This is a genomic window from Ideonella flava (genome assembly GCF_051857595.1).
Taxonomy (GTDB): domain Bacteria; phylum Pseudomonadota; class Gammaproteobacteria; order Burkholderiales; family Burkholderiaceae_C; genus Ideonella.
This window is the reverse complement of record NZ_JBPZHD010000008.1, coordinates 132,684-151,606: the sequence shown is the minus strand read 5'-3', so window position 1 is coordinate 151,606 and position 18,923 is coordinate 132,684. Positions and strand designations below refer to the sequence as shown.

At 67.8% G+C, this 18,923-nt stretch carries 17 protein-coding genes; 10 read left to right on the top strand and 7 right to left on the bottom strand.

Annotation, left to right across the window (positions count from 1 at the left end):
* Positions 1 to 43 precede the first annotated feature (43 nt).
* From ACS5PM_RS18450 to ACS5PM_RS18440, 3 genes are all read right to left on the bottom strand, one after another.
* On the bottom strand, positions 44 to 1,705 hold the full coding sequence (locus ACS5PM_RS18450; protein WP_439389137.1) for a PhoH family protein: 1,662 nt from the start codon (positions 1,703 to 1,705) through the stop codon (positions 44 to 46).
* A gap of 143 nt (positions 1,706 to 1,848) precedes the next feature.
* A complete protein-coding gene (locus tag ACS5PM_RS18445) occupies positions 1,849 to 2,325 on the bottom strand; it encodes a peroxiredoxin (protein WP_439389136.1) in 477 nt (158 codons plus the stop codon).
* An 82-nt stretch (positions 2,326 to 2,407) separates the two neighbouring features.
* The gene (locus ACS5PM_RS18440; RefSeq protein WP_439389135.1) at positions 2,408 to 2,800 is read right to left on the bottom strand and encodes an Mth938-like domain-containing protein; all 393 of its coding nucleotides are present in this window, start codon (positions 2,798 to 2,800) and stop codon (positions 2,408 to 2,410) included.
* A 183-nt stretch (positions 2,801 to 2,983) separates the two neighbouring features.
* Here ACS5PM_RS18440 and ACS5PM_RS18435 point away from each other — a divergent pair, with 183 nt between their 5' ends.
* The 9 genes from ACS5PM_RS18435 to clpB all read left to right on the top strand — a co-directional run bounded on the left by ACS5PM_RS18435 (position 2,984) and on the right by clpB (position 13,597).
* Positions 2,984 to 4,210: a pyridoxal phosphate-dependent aminotransferase gene (locus tag ACS5PM_RS18435; protein ID WP_439389134.1), complete on the top strand. Its 1,227-nt coding sequence runs from the start codon at positions 2,984 to 2,986 to the stop codon at positions 4,208 to 4,210.
* Positions 4,211 to 4,277: 67 nt separating this feature from the next.
* A complete protein-coding gene (locus ACS5PM_RS18430; RefSeq protein WP_439389133.1) occupies positions 4,278 to 5,588 on the top strand; it encodes a homoserine dehydrogenase in 1,311 nt (436 codons plus the stop codon).
* Complete coding sequence (gene thrC, locus ACS5PM_RS18425; RefSeq protein ID WP_439389132.1) at positions 5,588 to 7,009, top strand: threonine synthase; 1,422 nt, start codon at positions 5,588 to 5,590, stop codon at positions 7,007 to 7,009. Before ACS5PM_RS18430 ends, thrC begins: the two co-directional genes overlap by 1 nt.
* A gap of 39 nt (positions 7,010 to 7,048) precedes the next feature.
* Positions 7,049 to 8,311, top strand: a complete 1,263-nt coding sequence (locus ACS5PM_RS18420) for a molybdopterin molybdotransferase MoeA (protein WP_439389131.1) — start codon at positions 7,049 to 7,051, stop codon at positions 8,309 to 8,311.
* A gap of 11 nt (positions 8,312 to 8,322) precedes the next feature.
* On the top strand, positions 8,323 to 8,601 hold the full coding sequence (locus ACS5PM_RS18415; protein ID WP_439389130.1) for a MoaD/ThiS family protein: 279 nt from the start codon (positions 8,323 to 8,325) through the stop codon (positions 8,599 to 8,601).
* A gap of 1 nt (position 8,602) precedes the next feature.
* Entirely contained in the window at positions 8,603 to 9,088 is a 486-nt protein-coding gene (locus ACS5PM_RS18410) for a molybdenum cofactor biosynthesis protein MoaE (RefSeq protein WP_439389129.1), read from the top strand.
* 44 nt (positions 9,089 to 9,132) lie between these two features.
* Positions 9,133 to 9,618: a flavin reductase family protein gene (locus tag ACS5PM_RS18405; protein WP_439389128.1), complete on the top strand. Its 486-nt coding sequence runs from the start codon at positions 9,133 to 9,135 to the stop codon at positions 9,616 to 9,618.
* A gap of 25 nt (positions 9,619 to 9,643) precedes the next feature.
* Positions 9,644 to 10,909 carry an acyl-CoA dehydrogenase family protein gene (locus tag ACS5PM_RS18400; RefSeq protein ID WP_439389127.1) on the top strand — a complete coding sequence of 422 codons (1,266 nt, stop codon included), beginning with the start codon at positions 9,644 to 9,646 and terminating at the stop codon, positions 10,907 to 10,909.
* Positions 10,910 to 11,005: 96 nt separating this feature from the next.
* On the top strand, positions 11,006 to 13,597 hold the full coding sequence (gene clpB / locus ACS5PM_RS18395) for an ATP-dependent chaperone ClpB (protein ID WP_439389126.1): 2,592 nt from the start codon (positions 11,006 to 11,008) through the stop codon (positions 13,595 to 13,597).
* A 63-nt stretch (positions 13,598 to 13,660) separates the two neighbouring features.
* Here clpB and ACS5PM_RS18390 read toward each other — a convergent pair whose 3' ends face one another.
* Positions 13,661 to 14,641: an NHL repeat-containing protein gene (locus ACS5PM_RS18390; protein WP_439389125.1), complete on the bottom strand. Its 981-nt coding sequence runs from the start codon at positions 14,639 to 14,641 to the stop codon at positions 13,661 to 13,663.
* A gap of 251 nt (positions 14,642 to 14,892) precedes the next feature.
* Between ACS5PM_RS18390 and nadB the strand changes: the two genes are divergently transcribed.
* Positions 14,893 to 16,536 carry an L-aspartate oxidase gene (gene nadB, locus ACS5PM_RS18385; RefSeq protein ID WP_439389124.1) on the top strand — a complete coding sequence of 548 codons (1,644 nt, stop codon included), beginning with the start codon at positions 14,893 to 14,895 and terminating at the stop codon, positions 16,534 to 16,536.
* Between the two features lie 11 nt (positions 16,537 to 16,547).
* Here the strand turns inward: nadB and ACS5PM_RS18380 are convergent, their stop codons facing one another.
* The 3 genes from ACS5PM_RS18380 to nadA form a co-directional block, all read right to left on the bottom strand.
* On the bottom strand, positions 16,548 to 16,832 hold the full coding sequence (locus tag ACS5PM_RS18380) for a late competence development ComFB family protein (RefSeq protein ID WP_439389123.1): 285 nt from the start codon (positions 16,830 to 16,832) through the stop codon (positions 16,548 to 16,550).
* A gap of 80 nt (positions 16,833 to 16,912) precedes the next feature.
* The gene (nadC, locus tag ACS5PM_RS18375) at positions 16,913 to 17,776 is read right to left on the bottom strand and encodes a carboxylating nicotinate-nucleotide diphosphorylase (protein ID WP_439389122.1); all 864 of its coding nucleotides are present in this window, start codon (positions 17,774 to 17,776) and stop codon (positions 16,913 to 16,915) included.
* On the bottom strand, positions 17,776 to 18,888 hold the full coding sequence (gene nadA / locus ACS5PM_RS18370; RefSeq protein WP_439389121.1) for a quinolinate synthase NadA: 1,113 nt from the start codon (positions 18,886 to 18,888) through the stop codon (positions 17,776 to 17,778). Before nadA ends, nadC begins: the two co-directional genes overlap by 1 nt.
* Between the last annotated feature and the right edge of the window lie 35 nt (positions 18,889 to 18,923).

The window sequence follows — 18,923 nt, the reverse complement described above, 5'->3', positions numbered from 1 at the left end:
AACGGGCGCCGATGGGTGCCCGTTCCTGCTCAGTGGTCCGGCGTCAGAGCACGTCCGAGGCGTAGTCCGCCAGTCTCGAGCGCTCGCCGCGTGCGAGGGTCACGTGACCCGAATGTGGCCAGCCCTTGAAGCGATCCACCGCGTAGGTCAGTCCTGAGCTGCCCTCTGTCAGGTAGGGCGTGTCGATCTGCGCCAGGTTGCCCAGGCAGACGATCTTGGTGCCCGGGCCGGCACGGGTGACCAGCGTCTTCATCTGCTTGGGCGTCAGGTTCTGCGCTTCGTCTATCAGCACGAACTTGTTCAGGAAGGTGCGCCCGCGCATGAAGTTCAGGCTCTTGATCTTGATCTTCGATCGCACCAGGTCGTTGGTGGCGGCGCGGCCCCACTCGCCGGCGGAGTTGTCGCTCTTGGCGAGCACCTCGAGGTTGTCGTCCAGGGCGCCCATCCAGGGCCCCATCTTCTCTTCCTCGTTGCCCGGCAGGAAGCCGATGTCCTCGCCCACGGGGACGGTGACGCGGGTCACGATGATCTCGGTGTAGCGGCGCTCCTCCATGACCTGGCTCAGGCCCGCCGCGAGCGTCATCAAGGTCTTGCCCGTGCCGGCTGTGCCGGTCAGGGTGATGAAGTCGCAATCCGGATCCATCAGGAGGTTGAGCGCGAAGTTCTGCTCCCGGTTGCGGGCCGTGACGCCCCAGATCGCGTTCTTGCCATGCGTGTAGTCGCGCAAGGTCTTCAGAACGGCCATCTTGCCGGTGATCTCGGTCACCCTTGCATACAACGGTGCCTCGCCAGGCGACTCCAGATAGACGAACTGGTTGACGAGCAGGGCGGGCACCAGCGGGCCGCTGATCCGGTAGAAGGTGTGGCCGCCCTGGCTCCAGCTCTCCATCGTCTTGCCGTGCCGCTCCCAGAAGTCGGCCGGCAAAGGCTGCACGCCGGTGTAGAGCAGGTCGCCGTCGTCCAGCGTCTTGTCGTTGTAGTAGTCCTCCGCGCACAGCCCCAGGGCGCGGGCCTTGACGCGCATGTTGATGTCCTTGGACACCAGCACGACCTCGCGGGTGGGATGCTCCTCTCGCAAGGACTGAACGACGCCCAGGATCTGGTTGTCCGCCTTGCCCTGCGGCAGCCCGGCAGGCAGCTTGATGTCGCGCAGGGTGGTCTGGAAGAACAGCTTGCCACCGGCTTCACGGTGACCGGTCTTGGCCAACGGGATCCCGGCCGTGGGATCGAGCTTGTCATCCCCGGCGAGTCCGTCCAGCTCCCGGCTGACCTGCCGCACGTTGCGGGAGACCTCGCTCATGCCCTTCTTGTGGCCGTCGAGCTCCTCCAGCGTGATCATCGGCAGGTAGATGTCATGTTCCTCGAACCGGAACAGCGACATCGGGTCGTGCATCAGCACGTTGGTGTCCAGCACGAACAGCTTGGCCGGCCCGCTGCTGCGCGGCTTGCGCGGCTTGGGTTCGGTGGCTCGAGTCGCACGGGTGGCCGGCGCGGGTGGGGCGGCGGAACGCGCCTTGGCAGGCAATGGAGGCGAGGCCAGGGCGCTGGAGCTGTCCTGGCGCAGGGCGAGGCGGGGAGTGTCGTCATCGGCGCTCGCGGCGCCGGCCTGGGGGCTGTGGCGCGCCGATTTCGGCGCGGCTTGGGTGTCGTAGGCGGAGGGCGGGAGGATGGCGGCGCGGGTGGCTGGTGGCTTCGGCAAAGGCATGGAGGAAGGGCTCAGTGGCGATGATGCGCGGCGGCCAGAGACAAAAAAGCCGCACAGACGACTGTGCGGCTTCTTCGGTGTCGGATGCTCGACGTCAGGGTCTCGGGCATGAACCCATTATGCACATCCGCGGCGGCGCGGCGTCAAGCTGCCTTCTTCAGGTCCTTCACGGCCTTCAGCACCTCTTCGACGTGGCCAGCGACCTTGATGCCGCGCCATTCCGCCCGCAGGACGCCGGTACCATCGATCAGGAAGGTGGAGCGCTCGATGCCCTTGACCTTCTTGCCGTACATGATCTTGTTCTTCACCACACCGAACATGTGGCAGAGCTTTTCCTCGGTATCGGCGATCAGCTCGAAGGGCAGTTCGAGGTTCTGCTTGAATTTCTCGTGCGAGGCCATGTTGTCTCGCGAGACACCGAACACGACGGCACCGGCCTTGAGGAAGTCCTTGTGCTGGTCGCGGAACTGCATCGCCTCGGTCGTGCAGCCGGGGGTGTTGTCCTTCGGGTAGAAGTACAGCACGATGGCCTGACCCTTGAAGGCCTGCGGCGTGAATTTCACGCCGCTGGTGGCTTGCGCTTCAAGTTCCGGCAGGGGTTTGTTGAGGGCTGGCGTCATGAGGGTTGTGTCTTATGCGGGCGCCCTGGCAAGGCATAGCCCGACATTATAAGTTGATGTGTGAGGTATTCCTCGTCCCGGGTTACCCTGCGGCTCGGGTCGACGGCTCGATCAGAAACGCGCCGAGTACCTTGCGGCCCTCGTGAACGAGCACGTTGAACGTGCGGCATGCAGCCGCTGTGTCCATGGTCTCGATGCCGATGCGTCGCTCGATGAGCGAGCGGTAAAGCTGGGGCGACACGAAACGATGGCTGCTGCCGCTGCCGAAGATCACCAACTCGGGTGAGAGGGAAACGATGGCCTCGAAATGAGCGGGCGACAGGTCGGCGGCCGTGGTGGCCGGCCAGGCCTGGACCTCGCCCCGCCAGGGGACCAGGAGGCTGCTGGTGAACACCGTGCCGTGTACCCAGATGCGCCCCTGCTCTAGCCTTGAAATGGCATTCACGCCATCGAGGTGGTCGGGTTGGAATTTCATCGTGCTCCCTGGCCGCTCGCGCCCCGGCATACCACCGCCGTCGCTGCGAAAGGCCTATGGTTAAATTGTACGTTTTGCGACGCAGCATTCGCCGACGGAAGGTCGAAGGAGGGCCCGCAATCCCATGAAGCGGTTGGCACGGTGCCATGCCGCCTGAACGCCCCACCCGCAGGAGCCGCCGGTTTGAAGCCCATCGCCAAGTCCAACAAGCTAGCCAACGTCGGATACGACATTCGCGGCCCGGTGCTGGACAAGGCACGCCAGATGGAGGAAGAGGGCCACAAGATCATCAAGCTGAACATTGGCAACGTTGCCGCGTTCGGCCTGGAGCCGCCCGACGAGATCGTGCAGGACATGATCCGCAACCTCCCACATGCGGCCGGCTACACCGATTCCAAGGGCTTGTTCGCGCCGCGCAAGGCGGTCGTCCACTACTGCCAGGAAAAGAAGATCTCCGGCGTCACGGTGGACGACGTCTACCTGGGCAACGGCGCCTCCGAGCTCATCGCCATGAGCATGAACGCGCTGCTCGACTCCGGCGACGAGGTGCTCATCCCGTCGCCCGACTATCCGCTCTATACCGCGGTGGTGGCGCTGTCGGGCGGCACGCCGGTGCACTACCACTGCGACGAGGGCGCCGGCTGGCTGCCGGACCTGGCCGACATGAGGGCCAGGATCTCCCCGCGCACCAAGGCGGTCGTGATCATCAACCCGAACAACCCGACCGGCGCGCTGTATCCGGTCGAGGTGCTCGAGGGCATCATCGAGATCGCCCGCCAGCATCAGCTCATCGTCTTCGCCGACGAGATCTACGACAAGACGTTGTACGACGGTGCGGAGCACACCAGCATCGCGTCTCTGGCCGACGACGTGCTGTGCCTGACCTTCAACGGCCTGTCCAAGAACTACCGCTCCTGCGGCTACCGCGCCGGGTGGATGGTGGTGTCGGGCGACAAGCGCCATGCGAAGGACTACATCGAGGGCCTGAACATGCTGGCCTCGATGCGCCTTTGCGCCAACACGCCGGGCCAGCTGGCCATCCAGACGGCACTCGGCGGCTACCAGAGCATCAAGGACCTCGTCGCCCCGGGCGGGCGGCTGGCCCGACAGCGCGACCTGGCCTATTCGCTGCTCACCCAGATCCCCGGCGTTTCAGTGGTCAAGCCGACCGCCGCGCTGTACATGTTCCCCCGCCTGGACCCGAAGATCTACCCGATCGAGGACGACCAGCAGTTCGCCTATGAGCTGCTGGCCGAGGAAAAGGTGCTGATCGTGCAGGGAACCGGCTTCAATTGGCCGACGCCCGATCACTTCCGGCTGGTGTTCCTGCCCAACACCGACGACCTCACCGAAGCCGTGGGCCGGGTGGCCCGATTCCTCGACCACTATCGCAGGCGCCACGGCACCTGAGGGATGGTTCGCCGCCCAGGGCCGGTGGCGCCATCCCGCACTGAAGACAACTGAAGGTAAGACAGACGTGAAACCCATCCAAGTCGGCCTCATGGGCCTGGGCACGGTCGGCAGCGGCGTGTTCAAGGTGCTGCTGCGCAACCAGGAGGAGATCCTGCGCCGCGCCGGTCGAGGCATCGAGCTGGCGGTCGTCTCGCGGCGCGACGTGGAACGCGCCCGGGCGATCGTGGGCGACCAGGCGAGCATCGTGGCCGATGCGCGCGAGATCATCGCCAACCCGGACATCGACATCGTCGTGGAGCTGATCGGCGGCTGCGAGACGGCCCGCACGCTCGTGATGGAAGCGATCGCGGCCGGCAAGCACGTCGTCACCGCGAACAAGGCACTGATCGCCGTGCACGGCACCGAGATCTTCGCGGCGGCCCATGCCAAGGGCGTGATGATCGGCTTCGAGGCGGCGGTGGCCGGCGGCATCCCGATCATCAAGGCGCTTCGCGAGGGCCTGACCGCCAACCGCATCGAGTGGATCGCCGGGATCATCAACGGCACGACGAACTTCATCCTCAGCGAGATGCGCGACAAGGGCCTGGACTTCGGCACGGTGCTGAAGGAGGCCCAACGCCTGGGCTACGCCGAGGCCGATCCGACCTTCGACATCGAAGGCGTCGATGCCGCGCACAAGGCGACGATCATGAGCGCGATCGCCTTCGGCGTGCCGGTTCAATTCGACAAGGCCCACGTCGAAGGCATCACCAAGTTGCAGGCCACCGACATCAAGTACGCCGAGCAACTAGGCTACCGGATCAAGCTCCTGGGCATCACCCGGCGGCGCGAGCACGGCATCGAACTTCGCGTGCACCCGACGCTGGTGCCGGCCAAGCGCCTCATCGCCAATGTCGAGGGCGCGATGAACGCGGTGATGGTCCAGGGCGACGCGGTCGGTACGACGCTGTACTACGGCAAGGGGGCGGGTTCGGAGCCGACCGCCTCGGCGGTGGTGGCCGACCTCGTCGACATCACCCGGCTGCACACCGCGGACCCTGATCACCGCGTGCCTCACCTGGCCTTCCAGCCCGACGCGATGGCCGACATCCCGATCCTGTCGATCGACCAGGTGGTGACGGCCTTCTACCTGCGGTTGCGCGTGGCCGACGAGGCCGGCGTGCTGTCGAAGATCACCACCATCCTCGCCGAGCACGACATCTCGATCGACGCGGTGCTGCAGCGCGAGTCGGCCGAGGGCGAGCAGTCGACCGACCTCATCATCCTCACTCACGACACGGTCGAGGGCCGCATGCGTTCGGCCATCGCGAAGATGCAAGCCCTGACGAGCGTCCAGGCGCCCATCGTGTCCATCCGCAAGGAGGAGCTCGCCTGATGAAGTACCTGAGCACCCGAGGCGATACGACGCCCCGGCACTTCTGCGAGATCCTGCTCGAAGGCCTGGCACCGGACGGCGGCCTGTACCTGCCGCAGGCTTATCCGAAGGTCGATGCAGCGACCTTGGCGCGCTGGCGCCAGCTCCCATACGCCGACCTCGCCTACGAGATCCTCTCGCTGTACATCGACGACATTCCGGCCGGGGACCTGAAGGCCCTGGTCGCCAGGACCTACACCCAGGCCACCTTCGGCACGCCGGCCATCGTGCCGGTGCGTGCACTGGGCGATACCGGCCTGCACATCGAAGCCCTGTCCAACGGCCCGACCCTGGCCTTCAAGGACATGGCGATGCAGCTGCTCGGCAACCTGTTCGAGTACGAACTGGGCCGGCGCGGCGAGGAACTCAACATCCTGGGCGCCACCTCCGGCGACACCGGCAGCGCGGCCGAGTACGCCATGCGGGGCAAGCGCGGCGTGCGGGTCTTCATGCTCAGCCCCAATGGCCGGATGAGCCCCTTCCAGCAGGCCCAGATGTTCAGCCTGCAGGACGAGAACATCCACAACATCGCCGTGGAAGGCGTGTTCGACGATGCGCAGGACATCGTCAAGGCGGTATCCAACGACCTGGCCTTCAAGCGCACCCACAAGATCGGCACGGTGAATTCGATCAACTGGGCTCGCCTGCTGGCCCAGGTCGTCTATTACTTCGCCGGCTACTTCCAGGTCACCGAGAAAGACACCGATCAGGTGAGCTTCTGCGTGCCCTCCGGCAACTTCGGCAACGTCTGCGCCGGCCACGTGGCCCGCTCGATGGGCCTGCCGATCAAGCATCTGGTCGTGGCCACCAACGAGAACGACGTCCTCGACGAGTTCTTCCGCACCGGCATCTACCGGGTGCGAAAGGGCGCCGAGACGCACGAGACCTCCAGCCCCTCGATGGACATCTCCAAGGCCTCGAACTTCGAGCGCTTCGTGTTCGATCTGCTGGGCCGCGACGGCGCCCGCACGCGCGAGCTGTTCGGCAGCCAGATCGAGCGTGACGGCCGGTTCGAGCTGTCGCCGGCGGAGTTCGCACGCATTGCCGAGTTCGGCTTCCAGTCCGGCAAGAGCACCCACGCGGACCGCGTCGCCACGATCCGGAGCACCTGGGAGCGCCACCAAACCATGATCGACACCCACACGGCTGACGGCGTGAAGGTGGCGGCCGAGCGGGTGGAGCCCGGGGTGCCGATGATCGTGCTGGAAACGGCGCTGCCGGCCAAGTTCGCCGAGACCATCCGCGAGGCCCTGGGCCGGGAGCCGGAGCGGCCCGCCGGCCTGGAGGGAATCGAAGGGCTGCCCAAGCGCTTCACCGTCATGCCGCCGGACGCGGCGCAGGTCAAGGCCTTCATCGCCGAGCACACCGGGCTCGGCCGCTGACGATGCGGTCTTGCGCCCGCGTGTAGGCTCCGTTCCAGCATGGCAGACACCACCACCGCTCCCGCCCGCCCGCCTCTGATGCCGCTGGACGAGGCCCTTGCGCGCCTCGTCCAGGTCGCCGGCGAGCGCCGCTTGAAAGACCGCGAGCGGGTGCCTACCGCCCAGGCGCTCGGCCGCGTGCTGGCCGAGCCGATCCAGTCGCTGCTCGACGTCCCCCCGGCCGACAACAGCTCGATGGACGGCTATGCCCTGCGCCTGGCCGATCTGGCAGCCGGCCGGCCGCTGCCGGTCAGCCAGCGCATCGCGGCAGGCTCGGTCGGCGTCCCGCTGGCTCCGGGCACGGCGGCGCGCATCTTCACCGGTGCGCCCGTCCCGCAGGGCGCCGACACGGTCGTCATGCAGGAGCAGTGCGAGCTGATCCCGGGCGAGCCTTCGGAGGTGCGGGTCAACGGTCCGGTCGAGCATGGGCAGTGGGTCCGCCGGCGCGGCGAGGATGTGCAGAACGGCAGTGCCGTGCTCGCCGCGGGCGTTCGCCTGACGCCTCAGGCCCTGGGCCTCGCGGCTTCGGTGGGGGCGGCCACGCTCACCGTCTGGCGCTGCCCGCGCGTGGCGCTGTTTTCCACCGGCGATGAGCTGGTGATGCCTGGAGAGCCGCTGCCTCCCGGTGCCATCTACAACTCGAACCGCTTCACCTTGCGTGCCTTGCTCGAGGCCGCCGGCTGCGAGGTGGATGACCTCGGCATCGTGCCAGACCAGCTCGAGGCGACGAGGGCCGCCCTGCGCCGCGCCGCCGAATCCAGCGACCTCATCGTCACCTCGGGCGGTGTGTCGGTCGGCGAGGAAGACCATCTCAAGCCCGCCGTGCTGGCCGAGGGCCGCCTGGACTTGTGGCAGATGGCCATCAAGCCCGGCAAGCCGCTGGCCTTCGGCGCCGTGCGGCGTCCGGTTGACGGCGGCGAGGCCCTGTTCATGGGCCTGCCTGGCAATCCGGTCTCCAGCTTCGTCACCTTCCTGCTGGCCGTGGCGCCCGTGCTGCGGGCGTTGCAGGGCATGCCTGCAGCGCTCCCCGCAGCTTTGCCGCTGCGAGCCGCTTTCGACTGGCCCAAGCCGGACAAGCGGCGGGAGTTCCTGCGCGTGAAGCTGAACGGCGAAGGCCAACTGGAGCTCTTTCCTAACCAGAGCTCGGGCGTGCTCACCTCGGTCGTGTGGGCCGACGGTCTGCTCGACAACCCGCCCGGACAGGCGATCGCCCGCGGCGACGTGGTTCGCTTCCTGCCGCTGGCCCGCCTGATTGGAGCCTGAGGATGGATTCCATGACGAATCCCTCGCCAACCACCACCATCACCGTCCGCCTGCGCTTCTTTGCATCGCTGCGTGAAGCCCTGGGTGCCGGCGGCCCGCTGGAGCTGCCCGAAGGCAGCCGCGTGGCCGATGCGCGCGATGCACTGATCGCCCGAGGCGCCCCCTTCGACGCCAGCCTGGCCCGCCACAAGGCGCTGCGCGCCGCCCTCAACCAGACGATGTGCGACGAATCCGCCCCGCTGGCCGAGGGGGATGAACTGGCCTTCTTTCCGCCCGTCACCGGGGGTTGAGATGAATAGCCGGCCCCGGGTCACGATCCAGACTGCCGACTTCGATGCCGGGGCCGAAATGGCCGCGCTGCGCGCCGATGACCTGGGCGTAGGCGCGATCGCCAGCTTCGTCGGAACGGTCCGCGACCGCGGCGATGGCCTGTCGGTCAGCGCCATGGAGCTGGAGCACTACCCTGGCATGACCGAACGCTCCATCGAGTCGATGATCGCCACCGCCTTCGCCCGCTTCGACATCCGCGGCGCCCGGGTCATCCACCGCGTCGGGCCCCTGTTGCCCGGCGACCAGATCGTGCTGGTCGTGGTCAGCTCGATGCATCGCGGCGAAGCCTTCCAGGCCTGCGAATTCCTGATGGACTACCTCAAGTCCCACGCCCCGTTCTGGAAGAAGGAGACCACGCCGGAAGGCGCGCGCTGGGTCGATGCGCGCGTCAGCGACGACGCCGCGCTGGCGCGCTGGGGCCACTTCGGCACGAACGCCCAGGGCTGATCCCCGGCTGCAGCCCGCTGGTTTGCGCCTACCATCCACAGCCCATGCCGCCGTTCGATGCCAAGGCCCTGCGCAGCGCGCTGGGGCGATTCACCACCGGGGTCACGATCGCCACCTGCCGTGACGCCGACGGCCGCGCGGTCGGCCTGACCTGCAACTCCTTCAACTCGCTGTCGCTGGACCCGCCGCTGGTGCTGTGGTCGCTGCGCGCCTCCAGCCCGGCACTGCCGGCCTTCTGCGCCGCCAGCCACTTTGCGATCAACATCCTGGCCGAGGGGCAGATCGACCTGTCGCGCCGCTTCGCCAGCGCGGTGGCCGATCGTTTTGCCGAAGGCCAGTGGGCCGACGGCATCAGTGGCGCCCCTGTCCTCGGGGGGTGCACGGCGGTTTTCGAATGCGCGCTGCGCAGCCAGCAGGAGGCCGGCGACCACGTGCTGTTCATCGGCCAGGTGGAGCGCATGCACGAAGCCGCGCTGCCGCCGCTGCTGTTCCAGGCCGGGCACTATCGGCTGCTGGGCGAGATTCTCTGACCCGTCCTTGACAAGGAGGCCTGCCGTGACCGTGTCGACCCGTGCCACCTCGCACATCGCCGGCGACCCGGCGCTGCTCACGCCACGCCAGCGCGAGTTGATCGCCCTCGCGGCCGAGTTGGGCAGCAGCCGCTTCGCCGGCCGCGCCGCACAGCACGATCGCGAGGCCACCTTCCCGGTCGAGAACATCCGCGACCTGCGCGAAAGCGGCCTGCTGGCGCTTTGCGTGCCCGAGGGCCGGGGCGGCCTCGGCGCCGATTTCATGACCTTCATGCTGGTGGCCGCCGAGATCGGCCGGCATTGCGGCGCGACGGCCCTGTCCTTCAACATGCACGTCTGCGCCACGCTCTGGGCCGGGCCGGTGGCGGAGGCACTCGGGCTCAGCCCGGCCGAGCAGCGCGATCAGGAGGCCCATCGCGGCATCCACTACGAGCGCATCGTCCGCCACGGCAAGGTCTACTCGCAGCCCTTTTCCGAGGGCGGGGCCGCCTCGGCCGGCAAGGCGCCTTGGGGCACCCTGGCGAAGAAGGTGGAGGGCGGCTACATCGTCACTGGCCGCAAGCTGTTCGCGACGCTGGCCGGCGTGGCCGACTACTACGGCGTGCTCTGCACGCTGGACGTGCCGAGTGCCTCGCAATGCGATGCCCTGTTCCTGGCAGTGCCTGCGGACTCGCCCGGCGTGACGGTGAGCGGCGACTGGGATCCGCTGGGCATGCGCGCCACCGTCTCGCGCAACCTGGAGATGAAGGAAGTCTTCGTGCGCGACAGCGCGCGCCTGCTGCCCGAGGGCCGCTACTTCGAGGCCACCCAGCGTTGCCCGTACATGTTCGCCACCCTGTCGGCCCCCTACATGGGGATCGCGCAGGCGGCCTACGACTTCACCGTGCAATACCTGCGAGCCGAACTGCCGGGCATGCCACCCGTGCCGCGCCGCATGTACCCCACCAAGCAGCTGGCGGTGGCGCAGATGCGCATCGCGCTGGAGCAGGCGAGGGCGCTGTTCATGCAGACGGCCCGTGATGCCCGGCCCGATCCGGATGCCGACGCGCGGCTGCGCCTGCTGGCGGGCCACCACACCATCATGGAAAGCGCCAATGCCATCTGCACGCTGGCCATCCGCACCTGCGGCGGGGCCTCCATGTTGAAGTCGCTTCCGCTGGAGCGCATGTACCGCGACTCCCGGTGCGGCTCGCTGATGCTGCCCTGGACGGCAGAGCTGTGCCTCGACCAGCTCGGCCGGGACTGCCTGTACGACCCCGGCGAAGGCGACGAGAACATCGAATCCCTCTGATCGCCGCCTTGCTCCAGCGCAAGCTCCGAGGCTCCGCCGGGCCTTGAAATTGCACCCGCCATACCCAGTTGGCATGGCAACGGAGGTATTCGACCCATGCGTCTGGACAAACTCACCACTGCCTTTCAGCAGGCCCTGGCCGATGCGCAGAGCCTTGCGGTCGCGCGCGACAACCCTTACATCGAGCCGGCCCACCTGCTGGCCGCCATGCTCGCGCAGCCCGATGGCCCCAAGGCCCTGCTGGACCGGGCGGGCGCCAACACCGCCGCACTGAAGACCGCCATGGAGACGGCCATCAACGGCCTGCCCAGCGTGCAGGGCGGCGGCCCCGTGCAGGCCGGACGTGACCTGGTGCAACTGCTGCAGGCGGCCGACAAGGAAGGCACCAAGCGCGGCGACCAGTTCATCGCCAGCGAGATGTTCCTGCTCGCCCTGGCCGACGCCAAGAGCGACATCGGCGGCGTGGTCCGCGGCCATGGCCTGACCCGCAAGTCGCTGGAGGCGGCCGTCGAGGCGGTGCGCGGCGGCCAGTCGGTCGATTCGGCCGAGGCGGAGGGCCAGCGCGAGGCGCTGAAGAAGTACACCCTCGACCTCACCGAACGCGCCCGCCAGGGCAAGCTGGATCCGGTGATCGGCCGCGACGACGAGATCCGCCGCGCCATCCAGGTGCTGCAGCGCCGATCCAAGAACAACCCGGTGCTGATCGGCGAGCCGGGCGTCGGCAAGACGGCCATCGTCGAAGGCCTGGCCCAGCGGATCATCGCCGGCGAGGTGCCGGACACGTTGAAGCACAAGCGCGTCCTGGTGCTCGACATGGCGGGCCTGCTGGCCGGCGCCAAGTACCGCGGCGAGTTCGAGGAGCGCCTGAAGGCCGTGCTGAAGGAGGTCGCTGCCGACGAGGGCCGCATCATCCTGTTCATCGACGAGCTGCACACCATGGTGGGCGCGGGCAAGGCCGAGGGCGCTATCGACGCCGGCAACATGCTCAAGCCCGCGCTGGCGCGCGGCGAGCTGCACTGCATAGGTGCCACCACGCTGGACGAATACCGCAAGTACGTCGAGAAGGACGCCGCGCTGGAGCGCCGCTTCCAGAAGGTGCTGGTGGACGAGCCGAGCGTGGAGGCGACCATCGCCATCCTGCGCGGCCTGCAGGAGAAGTACGAAGTCCACCACGGCGTCGAGATCACCGACCCGGCCATCGTGGCCGCGGCCGAGCTCAGCCACCGCTACATCACCGATCGCTTCCTGCCCGACAAGGCGATCGACCTCATCGACGAGGCCGCGGCCAAGATCAAGATCGAGATCGACTCCAAGCCCGAAGTGATGGACAAGCTGGATCGCCGCATGATCCAGCTCAAGATCGAGCGCGAGGCGATGAAGAAGGAGCACGACGAGGGTTCCCAGCGTCGCCTGGGCCTGATCGAGGAGGAGATCACCAAGCTCGAACGCGAGTACGCCGACCTGGAAGAGATCTGGAAGGCCGAGAAGGCCACGGCCCAGGGCTCCGCCCATGTCAAGGAGGAAATCGACCGCATCAAGTTCCAGGTCGAGGAGCTCAAGCGCAAGGGGGACTTCAACAAGGTCGCCGAGCTGCAGTACGGCAAGCTGCCGGTGCTGGAGAAGACGCTGAAGGACGCGCAGGCCAAGGAGGCCGGCAAGGCCAAGGGCGGCCAGGGCCCGCAACTGCTGCGCACGATGGTCGGCGCCGAGGAGATCGCCGAGGTGGTCTCGCGCTCGACCGGCATTCCGGTCAGCAAGCTGATGCAAGGCGAGCGCGACAAGCTGTTGCTGATGGAAGCCAAGCTGCATGAGCGTGTCGTCGGCCAGGACGAGGCGATCGTCGCGGTGGCCGATGCCATCCGTCGCTCGCGCGCCGGCCTGTCGGATCCGAACCGCCCGCTCGGCTCGTTCCTCTTCCTCGGCCCGACGGGCGTCGGCAAGACCGAGCTTTGCAAGGCGCTGGCAGGCTTTCTCTTCGACAGCGAAGACCACATGATCCGCGTCGACATGAGCGAGTTCATGGAGAAGCACTCGGTCAGCCGCCTGATCGGCGCGCCCCCGGGCTACGTGGGCTACGAAGAGGGCGGGGCGCTGACCGAGGCTGTGCGCCGCAAGCCCTACAGCGTGCTGCTGCTCGACGAGGTCGAGAAGGCGCACCCGGATGTGTTCAACGTGCTGCTGCAGGTGCTCGACGACGGTCGCCTGACCGATGGCCAGGGCCGCACGGTGGACTTCAAGAACACCGTCATCGTGATGACCAGCAACCTCGGCTCGCAGATGATCATGCAGATGGTCGGCAAGCCCAGCGACGACATTCGCGATGCGGTGCTGGTCGAGGTCAAGCAGCACTTCCGCCCCGAGTTCCTGAACCGCATCGACGAGATGGTGGTGTTCCACGCACTCGACCGCGAGCACATCGAATCGATCGCCAGGATCCAGCTCAAGATCCTGGAAACGCGCCTGGCGAAGATGGACATGAAGCTCGACGTGTCGCCGGAGGCGTTGGCCGAAATCGCCAAGGTCGGCTTCGACCCGGTGTTCGGCGCCCGCCCCCTGAAGCGCGCGATCCAGCAGGAGATCGAGAACCCGGTCGCCCGGCTGATCCTGGAAGGCAAGTTCGGCGCCAAGGATGTGATCCCGGTGCGATTCGAGAACGGCGAGTTCAGCTTCGAGCGCGTGGTGCATTGACCTCGGCGCTTTCGCCGGAGCGGGCACGGCGGCCGCCGTGCCCTTCATCCTCTCGATGGGTCTTCAGCGCACGGTGCCGGTGATCTGCACGCGCACCTGATCCCCCGGCTGCACGGCCAGGCCGCCGTCCTCGCAGTTCCAATGCTCCGGGCCACCGAAGTGGGCCGCGGTCGATTGGCCGGTGCGCAGGTTGTCGCACTGCACGGCGAATCCGTTCAGGCGGTCCGTCTGCCCCCCGACGGTCGTCACCGAGAAGTGCTGGAAGCGGGCGTCCCAGTGGCCGGTGGCGTCGTTGTAAACCAGGGGCAGGTCGATCAGGTAGCCGGCCGCCCGGTTGTTGATATTGGTCGCCAGGGCCGTCCACGGAGTGGGTGATGCATAGGCCTGCAACTCGGTGCTGTCGCTTGCATACCGAGCCAGGCGTGCCGAGTTGTCGAGCCCGATCCCGGCCACCCACAGGTCGCCCCGGCCATCCACGGCCGGCGACGCGTTCGGTCCGTAGCCGCTGATGGAGATGCGCTTGCGCACGCTGCCGTCGAGGCGAACCTGGAAGACTGTCGGCCGGCCGTAGCCGGTCAGCCAGAGCGTCCTGGTCGAGGCCTGGTAGTCGAGCCGGATGGGGAAAGCGACCGGCGACTTGAAGCTGCGCAGCAGCTTGCCGGTGGCGATGTCGTACTCGTACAGGGTGTTGCCGAAATAGTCGCCGGTCCACAGGCGGATGCCGTCGGTCGCCACGCCGTGCGGGAAGAACGTTCCGCGTACGGGCGGCTTCTCGGGGATGCGTTTGACCAGGTTCCCGTCGCGATCGTAGATGTAGATGCGGCCGGTGTCGTCGCGCGGGCGGCCGTCGATGCAGTGATCGGCGGCGTCGGCGACGTAGTAGCGGTTGCCGTCATAGGCCAGCCCGCGCACGAAAGAAGAATCCTCGCAGAACGGGTGACCCCACGAGGTCACCTCCCCGGGCGTCACGGTGTCTGCCTGGGCTGCCCAGGAGCAGATCAACAGCGCCGCACCCGCCGCGCGGCACGATGAGATGGGATGCATGTCGAATCCTCCTTTGGCGAAACACCCCGGAAGGTGGGGTGGCCACGCCAATCTAGGCATTCGGTCGCGCACGGCATTGCGCTGGCGCAACCGAGTCCAAGGCGATCGTTCTGCGCAGCTTGAGCGCCGAGCCTGCCCTGCGTGCGACCCTGGGGCGCCCTGTTCGGCGTGAGGGCCTGCTCGGATGACTGAATAGCGACGGCTCCTAGAATGGCCACTCCCTGGCACCGGCCCTGAGGCCTCCCAACGCGATGCAAGACAAGACACTGGCCGCCCCCGTCGTGGTGGTGGGGGCCGGCCTGGCGGGCCTGACGGTGGCCTTGCACCTGGCGTCGCAAGGGCAGCAGGTTGTGGTGCTCGCCAAACGCAACCTTGGTGAGGGCGCCACGGCCTGGGCGCAGGGCGGCATCGTCGGCGTGCTGGGTTCGGACGACAGCGTCGAATCGCATGTGCGAGACACGCAGGATGCCGGCGCGGGCCTGGTCGACGAGCAGACGGCCCGCTTCATCGCCGAACACAGCCCCGAAGCCATCGAATGGCTCGTGGAGCAGGGCGTGCCCTTCTCGCCGGATCCCTCCGGGCCGCTCGGCCTGCACCTGACCCGCGAAGGCGGCCACGCGGTGCGCCGGATAGCGCACGCGGCCGATGCGACCGGTCGAGCGATCCACGAGGCCTTGCTGGCCCGCGCCAAGGCCCACCCGATGGTGACCCTGAAGGAGCGCTGGATGGCGGTGGACCTGATCACCGAACGCCATCTCAAGCGCGAGGATGCGCCGCCGCGCTGCCACGGCGTCTATGCGCTCGACATCGACCGCCAGCGCGTCGAGACGCTGCCGGCGCGCGCCGTGGTGCTAGCCACAGGCGGCGTCGGCAAGACCTACCGCTACACCACCAACCCGGACACGGCCACCGGCGACGGCATCGCGATGGCCTGGCGCGCGGGCTGCCGGGTGGCGAACATGGAGTTCATCCAGTTCCACCCGACCTGCCTGTACCACCCCCAGGAACGCAGCTTCCTCATCACCGAGGCGATGCGCGGCGAGGGTGCGGTGCTGCGCCTGCCGGTCAATGGGCAGGGCACGCCCGAGGAGCCATGGGGCCCGCGCTTCATGCCGGCGCACGACGAGCGAGGCGAACTGGCGCCGCGCGACATCGTCGCCCGCGCCATCGACTTCGAGATGAAGAAGCACGGCGTCGACCACGTCTGGCTCGACGCCACCCACCTCGGCGAGGCGTTCCTGAAGGAGCACTTCCCGACCATCCACGCCCGCTGCCTGACGCTGGGCATAGACATCGCGCGCCAGCCCATCCCGGTGGTGCCCGCCGCGCACTACACCTGCGGGGGCGTCGTCACCGACCTGAATGGCCGCAGCGACCTGCCGGGGCTGTTCGCCGTCGGCGAAGCCACCTACACCGGCCTGCATGGCGCGAACCGCCTGGCCAGCAACTCGCTGCTCGAGTGCGTGGTGATAGGCCGCACCTGCGCCGCGTCGATCCTGGGAGGCCGGCCGCTGCAGCCCCCGCCGCTGCCGGACTGGGACGAGAGCCTGGTCGAGAGCGCCGACGAGCAGGTGGTGATCTCGCACAACTGGGACGAGCTTCGCCTGCTGATGTGGAACTACGTCGGCATCGTGCGCACCACCAAGCGCCTGGAGCGGGCGTTGCACCGGATCGAACTGCTGCGCAGCGAGATCGACGACTACTACGCCAACTTCCGGGTGACGCGGGACCTGCTCGAGCTGCGCAATCTCGTCGAATGCGCCGAGCTCATCGTTCGCTCGGCCCTGGTGCGCCACGAAAGTCGAGGCCTGCACTTCAGCAGGGATTTCCCCCTTACCCTGCCCGTGAGCTTCCCGACGGTCCTCACCCGGCCGGCGCGCAGCGGCCCGCGTTGAGCCGAAGGCGCCTAGCGTCGGGCGCGCATGGCATTGCGCGCCTGCACGAAGCCGAAGGCGAACTCCACGGCTTCCTGCACTGAACGCTCCGATTCGCTGCGCTCGTTTTCCGTCTGGAAGAAGGCGAAGTCCACGTCGTGGCGGATGTAGCGGGGCGGCAGCCGGTTCAGGGCCACGCAGGCGATGTCGGCGAGCGTGTCGCCGTTGCCCTGCAGGTGCGGGTAGTGCTGCGCCTGCTCCTGCACGGCGGCGAACACGGCTTTTTCGTAGAAGTTGTGGATCGACGCGGTATCCATGCCGGTGGGTTCCAGTGGTCAGGCGAGGGTCGCAGTGTCGCGCCGCGGCGGCCTGCCGAGGTGCGAAATTGCGGGACTTTTCAGCTTTCGAGGACGCGCATGGAGTAGTCGACGGCGATCACGTCCTTGGTGAGCTTGCCGATCGAGATTCGGTCGACGCCGGTGGCGGCGATCTCGCGCAGGCCCGACAGGGTCACGCCACCGGAGGCCTCGAGCAGGGCGCGACCGGCGGTCAATGCCACGGCCTCGCGCATCTGGCCGAGGCTGAAGTTGTCGAGCAGCACGCTGGTCGCGCCGGCGGCCAGGGCCTCCTGCAACTGGAAGACCGACTCGACCTCGATCTGGATGTCCACCCCGGCATCGAGCTCGCGGGCATTGCGCAGCACGGCCGCGATGCCGCCCGCCGCGGCGATGTGGTTCTCCTTGATGAGGATGCCGTGCCAGAGCGCGAGGCGCTGGTTCTTGCCGCCGCCGACGCGTACCGCGTACTTCTGCGCCTGGCGCAGGCCCGGGATGGTCTTGCGGGTGTCCAGCACCGCGCATCCCCTGGGGTTGGGCGAGGCGCCCGCGATGGCATCGACATGGCGGCGCGTCACGGTGGCGGTGGCCGACAGCAGCTGCAGGAAGTTGAGGGCCGGTCGCTCGGCCGAGAGCAGGGCGCGCGCCTCGGACTCGATCTCGCACACCGGCGTGTCGGCCTGCATGCTCTCGCCCTCGGCGTAGTGCCATTTCACTCGACCGGCCGGGTCCAGCGCGGCGAGGCAGGCCTCGAACCATTCGCGCCCGCACAGCACCGCGTCCTCTCGCACGATCACGCGCGCCTTCACGCGCTGCCCGGCCGGCACGAGCAGGCTGGTCCAGTCGGCGCGGCCCAGGTCTTCGAACAGGGCGTCGCGCACGTTGCGTGCGCGGGCTTCTTCCAGCGATTCGTCGTGGTCGAACATCAGGCCGCTCCGATCCCGCGGACCATGCCCTGGACCTTGGGCGCCAGGGCACCGGGATGGGCGGCGACGAAATCGAGCATGCGGTCAATGCAGCGCACCGCCTGCTGGCCGACCGTCGGATCGACGTGAACCTCGCCGATGCCTCGCTCCAGGCAATCCACCACGCCTTGCAGCCCGTTCATTGCCATCCACGGGCAGTGCGCGCAGCTCTTGCAGGTGGCGGAGTTGCCGGCGGTGGGCGCCTCGATCAGCGTCTTGCCCGGGGCCAGCTGGCGCATGCGGTGCATGATCTGGTTGTCGGTGGCGACTATGTATTCCTTGGCCTTGCCGTCGATCACGGCCTTGAGCATCTGCGAGGTCGAGCCCACCACGTCGGCCAGCTTGACGACCTCGTCGGGCGACTCCGGGTGCACCAGCACCATGGCATCCGGGTGCTCTTCCTTCAGCAGTTCCAGCTCGGTGGCGCGGAACTCGTCATGCACGATGCAGGCTCCGTTCCAGAGCAGCATGTCGGCCCCCGTCTCCTGCTGGATGTAACGGCCCAGGTGCCTGTCGGGTGCCCAGAGGATCTTCTGGCCCTGGTCCTTCAGGTGGCTCACGATGGCCAGGGCGCAGGAGCTCGTCACCATCCAGTCGGCACGGGCCTTCACGGCGGCGCTGGTGTTCGCGTAGACGACGACCTGGCGGTCGGGGTGGGCATCGCAGAAGCGGGCGAAATCGTCAGGCGGGCAACCGAGATCGAGCGAACAGGTGGCTTCGAGGTCGGGCATCAGCACCCGCTTGTCGGGCGACAGGATCTTGGCCGTCTCGCCCATGAAGCGCACGCCGGCGACCACGAGGGTCTGGCTGGCGTGGTCGCGGCCGAAGCGGGCCATCTCCAGCGAATCGGCGACGCAGCCGCCCGTTTCCAGCGCCAGGTCCTGCAGGTCGTCCTCGACGTAGTAGTGCGAGACGAGGACGGCGCCCTTGGCCTTGAGCAGCGCGGCGGCGCGGGCTTTCAGCTCCGCGCGCTGAGGCTTGGTCAGCGGGGCGGGCACCTTGGCCCAGGCGTGGGCGGTGCAGGTGGCACCGGTCGCATCCTGGCGGGTGTAGTCGTAGACGGCTTCTGTCATGGGTGAATTTTAGGTGGGGGCCGTTCGGGCGGCCG

Coding starts and splice junctions, on each gene's coding strand:
- ACS5PM_RS18450 (WP_439389137.1), bottom strand. CDS start 1,705: ATGCCTTTGCCGAAGCCACCAGCCACCCGCGCCGCCATCCTCCCGCCC.
- ACS5PM_RS18445 (WP_439389136.1), bottom strand. CDS start 2,325: ATGACGCCAGCCCTCAACAAACCCCTGCCGGAACTTGAAGCGCAAGCC.
- ACS5PM_RS18440 (WP_439389135.1), bottom strand. CDS start 2,800: ATGAAATTCCAACCCGACCACCTCGATGGCGTGAATGCCATTTCAAGG.
- thrC (WP_439389132.1), top strand. CDS start 5,588: ATGAAGTACCTGAGCACCCGAGGCGATACGACGCCCCGGCACTTCTGC.
- ACS5PM_RS18420 (WP_439389131.1), top strand. CDS start 7,049: ATGGCAGACACCACCACCGCTCCCGCCCGCCCGCCTCTGATGCCGCTG.
- ACS5PM_RS18415 (WP_439389130.1), top strand. CDS start 8,323: ATGACGAATCCCTCGCCAACCACCACCATCACCGTCCGCCTGCGCTTC.
- ACS5PM_RS18410 (WP_439389129.1), top strand. CDS start 8,603: ATGAATAGCCGGCCCCGGGTCACGATCCAGACTGCCGACTTCGATGCC.
- ACS5PM_RS18405 (WP_439389128.1), top strand. CDS start 9,133: ATGCCGCCGTTCGATGCCAAGGCCCTGCGCAGCGCGCTGGGGCGATTC.
- clpB (WP_439389126.1), top strand. CDS start 11,006: ATGCGTCTGGACAAACTCACCACTGCCTTTCAGCAGGCCCTGGCCGAT.
- ACS5PM_RS18390 (WP_439389125.1), bottom strand. CDS start 14,641: ATGCATCCCATCTCATCGTGCCGCGCGGCGGGTGCGGCGCTGTTGATC.
- nadB (WP_439389124.1), top strand. CDS start 14,893: ATGCAAGACAAGACACTGGCCGCCCCCGTCGTGGTGGTGGGGGCCGGC.
- ACS5PM_RS18380 (WP_439389123.1), bottom strand. CDS start 16,832: ATGGATACCGCGTCGATCCACAACTTCTACGAAAAAGCCGTGTTCGCC.
- nadC (WP_439389122.1), bottom strand. CDS start 17,776: ATGTTCGACCACGACGAATCGCTGGAAGAAGCCCGCGCACGCAACGTG.
- nadA (WP_439389121.1), bottom strand. CDS start 18,888: ATGACAGAAGCCGTCTACGACTACACCCGCCAGGATGCGACCGGTGCC.